Source organism: Vibrio chemaguriensis (genome assembly GCF_012275705.1).
GTDB classification, from domain to species: Bacteria; Pseudomonadota; Gammaproteobacteria; order Enterobacterales; family Vibrionaceae; genus Vibrio; species Vibrio diabolicus.
Map to the genome: position 1 here is coordinate 199,859 of NZ_SHOE01000006.1, position 9,922 is coordinate 209,780.

Annotated in this window: 8 protein-coding genes and 2 tRNA genes; 5 read left to right on the forward strand and 5 right to left on the reverse strand. The window is 44.7% G+C overall.

From position 1 onward, the window contains the following. Positions 1 to 67: 67 nt before the first annotated feature. From EX191_RS08310 to EX191_RS08330, 5 genes are all read right to left on the reverse strand, one after another. Positions 68 to 1,063, reverse strand: a complete 996-nt coding sequence (locus tag EX191_RS08310) for a succinylglutamate desuccinylase/aspartoacylase family protein (protein ID WP_193447532.1) — start codon at positions 1,061 to 1,063, stop codon at positions 68 to 70. Between the two features lie 108 nt (positions 1,064 to 1,171). Beyond that, the gene (yfcC, locus tag EX191_RS08315) at positions 1,172 to 2,704 is read right to left on the reverse strand and encodes a putative basic amino acid antiporter YfcC (RefSeq protein WP_145472987.1); all 1,533 of its coding nucleotides are present in this window, start codon (positions 2,702 to 2,704) and stop codon (positions 1,172 to 1,174) included. Positions 2,705 to 2,907: 203 nt separating this feature from the next. Beyond that, complete coding sequence (locus EX191_RS08320) at positions 2,908 to 3,228, reverse strand: c-type cytochrome (protein ID WP_005396401.1); 321 nt, start codon at positions 3,226 to 3,228, stop codon at positions 2,908 to 2,910. Positions 3,229 to 3,307: 79 nt separating this feature from the next. After that, positions 3,308 to 4,312: a low-specificity L-threonine aldolase gene (ltaE, locus tag EX191_RS08325; RefSeq protein ID WP_005396402.1), complete on the reverse strand. Its 1,005-nt coding sequence runs from the start codon at positions 4,310 to 4,312 to the stop codon at positions 3,308 to 3,310. A 22-nt stretch (positions 4,313 to 4,334) separates the two neighbouring features. Beyond that, the gene (locus tag EX191_RS08330; protein WP_193447533.1) at positions 4,335 to 4,850 is read right to left on the reverse strand and encodes an NUDIX hydrolase; all 516 of its coding nucleotides are present in this window, start codon (positions 4,848 to 4,850) and stop codon (positions 4,335 to 4,337) included. A gap of 268 nt (positions 4,851 to 5,118) precedes the next feature. Between EX191_RS08330 and EX191_RS08335 the strand changes: the two genes are divergently transcribed. The 5 genes from EX191_RS08335 to EX191_RS08355 all read left to right on the forward strand — a co-directional run bounded on the left by EX191_RS08335 (position 5,119) and on the right by EX191_RS08355 (position 9,776). Then, positions 5,119 to 6,780, forward strand: a complete 1,662-nt coding sequence (locus tag EX191_RS08335; protein ID WP_005396405.1) for an ATPase RavA domain-containing protein — start codon at positions 5,119 to 5,121, stop codon at positions 6,778 to 6,780. A 9-nt stretch (positions 6,781 to 6,789) separates the two neighbouring features. Further along, positions 6,790 to 8,244 (forward strand): ATPase RavA stimulator ViaA, encoded by a 1,455-nt coding sequence (gene viaA / locus EX191_RS08340; protein ID WP_193447534.1) that lies wholly within the window; start codon positions 6,790 to 6,792, stop codon positions 8,242 to 8,244. A gap of 206 nt (positions 8,245 to 8,450) precedes the next feature. Next, positions 8,451 to 8,524: transfer RNA gene (locus EX191_RS08345), tRNA-Cys, on the forward strand. 37 nt (positions 8,525 to 8,561) lie between these two features. Further along, positions 8,562 to 8,637, forward strand: a tRNA-Gly gene (locus EX191_RS08350). A gap of 236 nt (positions 8,638 to 8,873) precedes the next feature. Further along, on the forward strand, positions 8,874 to 9,776 hold the full coding sequence (locus EX191_RS08355; protein WP_065645675.1) for a LysR family transcriptional regulator: 903 nt from the start codon (positions 8,874 to 8,876) through the stop codon (positions 9,774 to 9,776). Positions 9,777 to 9,922: the final 146 nt, after the last annotated feature.

Here is a 9,922-nt window from a genome sequence, read left to right on the forward strand (position 1 = left end):
TCGTGATGGGGCTTATATAAATTTGAGTGAGCGTCGAAAGGTTGATTTATCGACAAACGGTTATGGTTTACTTAATCAAACGAACGATCAGAGAGCCAGGCGCCCGAATAGATTCCACATTGTGGCTGAGCACTGTACCACTTGTAGGGGCGGTGTAGCGCTCAACTTCAGTGCCAAAGCTGTCGTATTGAATCGCAACCAGTTGGCCTTGCTCGACAAAATCCATCAAACCGACATGAGGTAGTACAAAGCCGCCATGTGTCGCTTTCACACTGACGATCTCGTTTCCTTCCAAGCATGAAGTGATAGGCTCTATCTCACCTTCTACGACGTTATGCTGCTTCAACACATTTAAAATGCCTGATACGGTTCGACTAATGAGTTTTTGCTCTGTGTAGCGCCCCAAACCCACTTCAACCGTAATGCTTGGGACACCATGGTTATTCCAAACGGTTTCAAGGACGCCAGCATCTCCGGGATCATTTAAAATCGCATCAGGATTAATGAGACGAGCCATTTCTAATGATTGCTCAATTCGGAAGTCTGCAAACACGTATAGTGGGTAGGCCGCACCACTGGTTTGAGTGTGAAGGTCAATGGCTAAATCAGCATTTGGCTTGAGCAGATCATTCCACAATGCATATAAGTAGCGTTGTGCCTCATTGCCGTTTTGGTCACCAGGGAAAAAGCGGTTTAAGTTTGCAGGAGACGCATCCGGGTCTGCGGAATAGAAATCGCGGCTGTGGTTTAGCATACCTGGCATGTTAATGGTTGGAACAATCGTGACAGTACCAGCGACTTCAGTGCCAATGAGTTCTCTAGCGGTCTTCTGCGCTGCTAACACACCATTATATTCATCACCATGAACCCCTGCGGTGATCATGATTTTCTTGCCAGGTTTTTCACCTTTGAATACTAAAACAGGAAGATGTTGCCACTGAGAGAGCGCGTTGGTTGCGATGCGGAACCAAAACTTATGCTCACCCGGACCTAGGTCTGCTACATTGAGAGATTGAATCACTTGATGACCTTGAATCATGTCATCGAGAAGTTGTGTTGCCATTAAAGTTACCACTCCAAAACCATAAGCCAATCTAAAACCTTAACGTCGCCATACGAAGAGTATTAATAAGGCGAGAACGTGTCTCGCCTTGTGCCAATTGATTTCGTTTTACGCAAACCCCATTATGTGAGCTGCGATAACGACGACACTCGACAGGGTAAAGAGTAATAGGATAAATCGCCAGCAGAATTTTGCCCAATCACCCCAGTCGATGCGGCAAACACCAAGCGTTGCCATCAAGGATGCTGAAGTAGGGACGATAACGTTGGTAAAGCCATCTCCAAGTTGGAACGACAAAACGGCAACTTGGCGCGTGACACCTGCAATATCCGCCAATGGTGCTAATAAAGGCATCGTCAGTGCCGCTTGTCCAGATCCGGAAGTAACGAAGAAGTTGAAGATAGATTGGAATACATACATTAACCATGCCGCAGCTACGTCAGGAAGCCCACTGATCACGCCGCCAGCACTGTTCAGAATAGAATTCAGTACACTCGCTTCATCAGTCGTACCGCCACCTAGGATAAGTAACACACCTTTCGCACAACCAACCAATAGAGCAGGAGCAAGCATAATAGCCGCCCCCTCCTTAAACGCATCGGCTGCGCAGTTGAGCGTCATACCGTTTAAGCGAAAAATCGTACCGATGATCGCGACAACAAAGCCCATAGTGAAGAATTGAGAAGCGATTTCTGGGATGTACCATGCGTTAGCGACCACGCCCCAAACAACCCATACTGTGGTTGCAATAACCGTAAGAATAACGAGTGTATCGCCGATATTCCAACGAGAATCTTGATTGCCAAGCTCTTGCTGACGGAAGTATTTGTCTGTGCGGTGACTGTAAGAAAGTTCTGGGTTTGACTTCACGCGAGCGGCGTAGATCATGGTGAAGGCGATACCGATTAACGTAAAGCCAGCCCATAACCCCATGCGCACTGTCATGCCGGATAAAACAGGTACTCCCGCAATACCTTGTGCAATAGCAACAGAGAAAGGGTTCATCCAAGATGTTGCGAAACCAATTTGAGTCGCCACGTAGGTCACCATTACCGTAGTGATACCATCGTAACCAAGGCGAACCATAAGCGGAGCGATAATAATCGCAAATGCTACGGCTTCTTCACCCATACCAAATACCGCACCGCCCAGAGAGAACAGCAAAAATAGCACTGGAATGAATAGCGCTTCGTTACCTTTGGTCTTATCGATAAGGCGCAAGATACCGTTGTCGATGGTGCCTGTTCGCATTACAACGCCGAAAGCACCACCGATAACCAACATGAACATAATCACGCCGATCGCGCTGCCCCATTTAGAGCCTGAAACTAGCCCTTCGAATGGGAAGTTCATTAAACCAATGCCACCACCAGAAGCAAACAGGCCAACCTTGTTGTAAACCAATTCACCGTTTTCGTCGGTTGCATAAGAGAAAGAAGATGGATCGATAACCGTGCGAGTTTTTTCTGCACCATCGACCATATAAGTCACTTGCTGACTGTCAAAATGGCCAGCAGGAATTAAGTAGGTAAGAATCGCAGCGAGAATACCAACAATGAAGATCAAAATGAGGGTATCTGGCATCTGCCATGATTTGGGTGTAGCAACCGAGTCCGTTGGTTGCGCATGTGTGTGAGACATAACTTACTTCACGTTAAATTCAATGAAGCATGAAATATCAATAAAACAGAATAAAAAGTCAACATTGATGGAAATATTGAACTATAAATTCATCAAATATTTGAAGTGAAGTCATTGTGATTATTTTACAAGCAAAGTTTGGTTAAATGTTTTGGCTCGGGTCGAGGGCTCACAAGCTCTTGTTGTGAGCCGAGATAAACAAATCATTTGTCTTGCGTCTGTTCTGCATAAAATGCAGCGACATCACGAAGATCCTCATCATTTAACATTCTTAATTGTGCGCCCATCATTTCGGCAAGCGGCCCTTTACGTTCGCCTGCTTGGTAAGACTTCATCGCATCGTATAGATACTGGGCATTTTGACCTGCAAGATTTGGATAGGCATCATTACCTGCGACGCCTGTTGCACCATGACAATAGACGCAGCTAGGGGATTTGATTTTACCTTTATCAGCATCACCAAAAGGCGCGGCATGGCTAGCGGAAGAGAAAATAAGAGAGGTTAGAAGTACAAATCTGAACATGAAGATTGTCTATTCGCTAAAAAGTCATATCGATACAATAAAGCTTCCCCTTAGGGGAAGCTCAATGATCAAAATCAAACTAAAGCAGAGATTTAATGCTTGATAAGAAATTGTCGATATCTTGCGCTGAAATGTCTTTATGAGTCACGAAACGAATGGGGTTTCCAGGTGTTATCGTGATATTTTGTTCCTTTAGTTTCGCAGCGATATTTACTATGTCCACTTGAGGATCAAGTTTCGCGAATACGATATTCGTTTGAACAAATTCAGGGTTGACTGAAAAACCAGGCAGTTCAGCTAAACCTTCCGCTAAGGTTTTTGCGTTGGTATGATCTTGTTTTAGCTGTTCCACTTGTTCGGTAAGGGCGAGTTTGCCTGCTGCGGCAAGAATACCCGCTTGACGCATACCACCGCCGACCATCTTTCTTAAGCGACGTGCTTTTGCGATGTACTCTTTGCTACCAAGCAGTAACGAACCAACAGGGGCAGCCAAACCTTTCGACAGACAAATCGTCATTGAATCAAAATACTGACCGATTTCTTTTACCGGAACATCAAGCGCAGCGGCTGCATTAAAAACGCGAGCGCCATCTAGATGCATCTGCAAGTTATGTTTATTCACGAAGTCACGTGCTTCTGCTAAATAAGACAGAGGTAATACTTTACCATTAATCGTGTTTTCTAAGCTGAGCAGCTTGGTACGAGCAAAGTGACAATCATCTGGCTTAATCGCCGCTGCCAGTTTATCAAATGGGAGTGTGCCATCTGGGTTATTTTCGACTGGTTGAGGTTGAATTGACCCAAGTACTGCTGCGCCGCCGGCTTCGTACTTGTAGTTATGTGCTTGCTGCCCACACAGATATTCATCTCCGCGTTCACAATGCGCCATTAGGCCGAGCAGATTGGCTTGCGTGCCTGAAGTGGTAAACAAAGCCGCTTCGAATCCTGCAAGCTCTGCGGCAAACTCCTCAAGCTCATTGACCGTAGGGTCATCACCATAAACATCATCCCCAACGGGGGCCTTAAACATGGCCTCTCGCATGGCTTGGGTAGGCTGTGTAACGGTATCTGATCGAAAATCCATGAATGTCTCCTTGGTCAAAGTCCTAAATATATCCGCAAAGGCGCGCTTTGCTTAAACAAGCGATCGTTTTGGCATCGGTAATTGTGCCATCAATAATCTTGTCTTCGAGTTGTTGGAGTGACAAGGTAACAACCTCAATCACTTCATCTTCATCACATTCGTAACGGTTGGTTTGGCTGAGCTTCTCAGCAACAAATAGGTACTGTATCTCATCACAAAATCCGGCAAGGGGAGTGACTTGGCCGAGAGAGGTGAATTTTTCTGCACTATAGCCCGTTTCTTCTTCTAGCTCTCTTTTCGCGCAGCAGAGAGGGTCTTCATTGCCTTCTCTTGTACCAGCAGGAAGCTCCAAAAGCCATTTATTAAGTGAAGGGCGAAATTGATGGACAAGGACTATCTCTCCTTCCGTTGTAATCGGGAGAATCACCACAGCGCCCGGGTGATGGATTGTGGTGTGCGTAATTGCCTGTCCTGTAGGAAGCATAACCTCTTCTTCAATCAGAGAAATTTGCTTCCATTTATGAATTATTTTGCTCATGCAGTTATTAACCCTAGCTGTTACCGCATTTTGACGTTTTTCGACATTAACCACAAATGGTGGGAAACAAAAGCAAAAAATGTTGCAACACGACGAAAGCGTTTGCACTTTCAGTGAGCTGTATCTCATAAATGGAAACTTTGATTGCTTGCTAAAGAAGGGGGTAAGCATCTGCTATAAGGGGAATTCAACAAAATACATTTGTAACAAAGTTATAACAAGTGTATAAAAATGTTAACGCAATACCAGTTCAGCAGCCGGAGAACGTATGACACAAACCTTATTTGCCTCAAATGCCGAAAAAGCGCTTCTCTCAGAACGCATCAACAAGTTGGCTAAAGCGTTAACGGATGGCGTTTATGAACGCGAACATACCATCAAGCTCTGCCTCCTTGCGGCACTTGCTGGTGAAAGTGTTTTTCTTTTAGGTCCACCTGGCATTGCAAAAAGCTTAATTGCCAAGCGACTTATCCAAGCGTTCGATAATAGCAGTTACTTTGAATACCTGATGACTCGATTCTCAACACCTGAAGAAGTTTTTGGGCCACTGAGTATTCAAGAACTCAAAGATAACGGTCGTTATGTTCGCTTAACTAAAGGGTATTTGCCAACCGCACAAGTCGTATTTTTAGATGAAATCTGGAAGGCGGGCCCCGCCATTCTGAATACATTGCTGACAGTGGTCAATGAGAAAACGTTCAAAAATGGCAGCGATATTGAGCGTGTGCCAATGCGTTTGTTGGTATCGGCTTCCAATGAACTGCCAGATGAAGACAGCGGTTTGGATGCACTCTATGACCGCATGTTGGTGCGCGTGTTTGTGAATCGAATTCAGAATAAACAAAACTTTAAGTCGATGTTGACGGTAGGCACGTCACAAGAGGCGCAAGTGCCAGAAGGGCTAGCAATAACAGATGAAGAATATCATCAATGGCAACAGCAGCTCGACAAGCTGACGTTAACCGATAATGCATTCGAGAAGCTTTTCCAGCTTAAAACGATGTTAGAAAGCAAAGTCGAAGCTCAGTTTGGCGATGTCGCTAATACCGACATGTATGTGTCTGACCGCCGCTGGAAGAAAGCCGTGAAATTGCTAAAAGCGAGCGCGTTTTTTAATGGCCGCGATGAAATCAACCCACTTGATCTACTGTTGCTGCAAGATTGTTTATGGAACAGCCCTGAATCGCGAGACGTGGTACGCGAAGTGGTCCAAGAGTTCGCCCTAAAACATGCATTTGACCAACAAGACGCCGAACAGGAAATTGAATACTGTCGCGAGTCTTTGGTCGATGTTCAGCATGAGCTTGAAGATGCCTACCGCATGACGTTAACGTCTGAAGCGGCAACGGGTATTCTGCGCAAAGAAACCATGCGTTTTGATACCTCTAAAGCTAAGACCTACAAAGTTGGCGCAGCCGTTAACTTAGTTAAATTGGTTATTTTGCAAAGCAACATGTCGGTTTCAGAGTCAGAGAAAGGCGATAGCCGCTGGGTTTACGTGCCAAAAGATGAACTAGACCGAGTCATCAAAGAGGGACACGGTGATGTGTATGGCTACGTCAATCAAAACACCAACATGTGTCGTTTACGATTTGATGTTGATGCCGCAAATAACCTAGTTATCCGTGATATCGCAAACCGAGGCATTCTGGTGAGCTTAGTGACTCAAGAGGGCTTGGATGTAGAGCTTTACCAAAAGTGGTTAACGCAGAGTGAAAAAGCCGTAAATCAACTCAGTGAAGCAGAGCACCATATGCGCAAGGTAAAAGCGAATTTCCATGATGCGCTTCCGCATAGCTTTGTTGATCCTGAACTACCACGCCTAATGGAGTCGAGTCTGCAGCAGGTCAGTCAGAGACTTGAGTCTATCCAAGCTGAAAGCGAAAAAGTTATCCAACGCTTTAAAAACTTACATCAGTTTTTCTCATAAGGAGACGACATGCTAGGTGCAGACGGACTTAACCTCGCGCTGATGGTAGCCGACTCTGGCATCATCGATAGTGCAGTTAATGATTTAATGGCGCGTTCACAAGTCATGATGATGGCAGAAAACCGAGGCGTTAAATCTTCAGTCAAAGGCCACTTATTAAAGTGGAGGGGCAGTGTTAAAAAACGGATTACCAAGGTATGTGAGACAGAGCGTTTCCAACAAGAGCTGTCTTTATATCAAGAAGTCATTCACTGGGATGAAGAGGCGTTTTTCGAAAACATCGAAGATGTGATTAAAAAGCTTGAGTGGCACTCCGCTTTTTATATGCAGGCTCGCCGAATGATGGAGAAGAACAAGGGGATGAATAATCCCATGTTCCCACATTACTTCTGTGATCAATGGTACCAAAGTCTAGCCGATGCGATTAAGCAAGCGCAAGTAAGCGAGCTTGAGGCCAATAAAGAGAAAGTGCTGAATGACCTGTATCAGCGTATGGAGACCATGCGTAATATGGATAAGGTCACGGAGTCGGGTGATGCTGAAAGTTTAGGGCGCTTATGGGATATGGCATCTGCCAAGTTGAGCAAAACTGACTTAACAGTGATGAAACGCCATGCGGAGTTTCTGAAGAAGCACCAAGGCTTGCAAGAAATAGCCGAGCAACTTGGCCGTATGGCGGGGCAAGTGAATGATCCCGAACTTAACCGCGCACCTACTGAAGAGCTACAAATGATCGAAGAGAAGAGTGATGAAGCGACAGATGATATTGTCGGCATTCACGAAAGCGATGATTTAAATAAGCTACTTCCCAACGAAACGATGTTTTTGGCGTATCCTGAACTCGAGGTCGTGTTCTATAAACACTTAGTCGATAAACGACTTATGAACTACCGTACACAGGGCAAATCGCGCACGTTACGTAAAGTTAAAGCTCACCGACCTGACAACAAAGCGGTAGATATCGAAAAAGGACCGTTTATTGTGTGTGTGGACGCGTCCGGCTCAATGAGCGGGTTTCCTGAACAATGCGCCAAAGCCATGGCTTATGCGCTGATGCAAATTGCATTAGCGGAGCAACGTGATTGCTATGTCATTATTTTTTCGACGGAACACATTACGTATGAGCTAACCAAACAAGATGGTCTGCGCGAGGCGGCGGACTTTTTAACTTATAGCTTCCATGGTGGTACAGACTTAGAGCCAACTTTGATCAAATCTATCGACTTGATGAGCGGTGATAAGTACAAAAATGCCGATATGGTGGTCATTTCCGACTTTATCGCGCCAAAACAACAAGACGAGTTGCTTGCCAAAGTGGATGCGCTTAAAGCGAAGAAAAACCGTTTTCACGCGATCAGCCTATCTAAATACGGAAACCCGGCATTGATGTCGATGTTTGATCACACGTGGTCTTATCATCCTAATGTTGTGGGCAGGTTGCTTAAACGGGTCGGTAATTACTAAGTGACATTGAAATTCTATTGAGTAAAACGTACAGGAAGCTAGATTTATATTGCTTCGTTTTAAGCCGATAAGATCGAACTTTGGTCTAATTGGCTTAAAAGAAATCAAACAAACAGAAAATGAAAGATTTTTGTTTGACTATCTTCTCTCAATCCGTAAAGTAGCCACCAACGCAACGGGGAAGAGCCCTGAAGCGAAGTAAAAAAGGCGCCTTGGCAGAGTGGCTATGCAGCGGATTGCAAATCCGTGGACCTCGGTTCGACTCCGGGAGGCGCCTCCATTATTCTTTTGAGAGTGAATGGCTTTCGAGAATCAATGCGACACTAGCTCAGTTGGTAGAGCGCAACCTTGCCAAGGTTGAGGTCACGAGTTCGAACCTCGTGTGTCGCTCCAAATTATTCAGATATGGCAATTGCGATATCTCGATGCCAAGTGCATCAACTTAAAACCAGCGAAAGCTGGTTTTTTTGTATCTGAATATTGATAAATTTACGCCATCTCAATTTCTTGAACTGTGGTTATAACCCTTGTTTCTGTCACCAGTTATGCTGTTAAGTGTGACCCGATATTTCGCAGATTGACCAATATCCGTTTACAATATCGGTCTACAAAGGATTTGACGAAGACGCATGAGAAATACCGACGATTACATCATTTTCTATCACCTGATCGAGCAAGGCTCATTCAGTGCTGCTGCAAGACACATGTCATTGACCAAATCGGTTGTCAGTAAACGCATCGCGAAGCTTGAGCAAGAGCTTGGTGTACAGCTTCTTTACCGAACAACGCGAACGTTAACGTTGACGGAGGCAGGGCGAGCGTTCTTTACTCATGCAAAAGCCGTTTATCAAGCGGTGGCAACGGCAGAAGAATCCATTGTGGGGTTAGGTAAGAATTTATCTGGAAACATTAAAGTTTCTGTACCCACTATCTCTGGTGAGTTAATTCTTCCTCAAGTGATCAATGAGTTTAATCAGAAATACCCTGACATCAATATCGATATGGATCTAGATAATCGTTTCGTCGATATCGTGAATGAACGTTTTGATCTGGCAATTAGAACGGGTGTGTTGCCAGATTCTAGCCTGATCGCAAGAAAGCTGGTGGATGCCAATTGGATTGTTTGTGCGTCACCTCAATACCTTGCTAAACATGGCATTCCTAAGCAACCTCAAGCCTTGGATAAGCACAATTGTTTGGTTTATTCCTACCAAGAAACCGGGGCGCGTGAGTGGGCGTTTAAAGAGGGAGACGAGGTGTATCAAATTACAGTCGACGGTAACCTCTGTACCAACAACTCTTCGGTATTGAGAAATGTGGCGCTGTTAGGGCAGGGAATCATCTATGTACCGCGTGTCTTGGTTTATGAAGACTTAAAGCAAGGCAGTCTGATTCAGTTATTTAAAGACGAAACCGCCAAATGTTTGGGTATTTATGCGGTGTATCCTTACACTCGTCAACAACCAGAAAAAATTAAGATCTTCATTGATCATCTATACACCAGCTTTCAAAGTCAAAATCATCGATTTTAAGACAATAACTCAACACTAATCGTTATTAAAAAAAAAACAAAAAAAAAAAAAAAAAAAAAACAGATATATGACAGACGTCCACACAACCACATCCCGTAATGATGTAATTAAAGTAGCTTCGCGCGATACACTTCATAACAGTGCAC

Bases quoted from the DNA above. Each gene is read 5' to 3' on its own strand.
- EX191_RS08310 (WP_193447532.1), bottom strand. From the start codon at position 1,063: ATGGCAACACAACTTCTCGATGACATGATTCAAGGTCATCAAGTGATT.
- yfcC (WP_145472987.1), bottom strand. From the start codon at position 2,704: ATGTCTCACACACATGCGCAACCAACGGACTCGGTTGCTACACCCAAA.
- EX191_RS08320 (WP_005396401.1), bottom strand. From the start codon at position 3,228: ATGTTCAGATTTGTACTTCTAACCTCTCTTATTTTCTCTTCCGCTAGC.
- ltaE (WP_005396402.1), bottom strand. From the start codon at position 4,312: ATGGATTTTCGATCAGATACCGTTACACAGCCTACCCAAGCCATGCGA.
- EX191_RS08330 (WP_193447533.1), bottom strand. From the start codon at position 4,850: ATGAGCAAAATAATTCATAAATGGAAGCAAATTTCTCTGATTGAAGAA.
- EX191_RS08335 (WP_005396405.1), top strand. From the start codon at position 5,119: ATGACACAAACCTTATTTGCCTCAAATGCCGAAAAAGCGCTTCTCTCA.
- viaA (WP_193447534.1), top strand. From the start codon at position 6,790: ATGCTAGGTGCAGACGGACTTAACCTCGCGCTGATGGTAGCCGACTCT.
- EX191_RS08355 (WP_065645675.1), top strand. From the start codon at position 8,874: ATGAGAAATACCGACGATTACATCATTTTCTATCACCTGATCGAGCAA.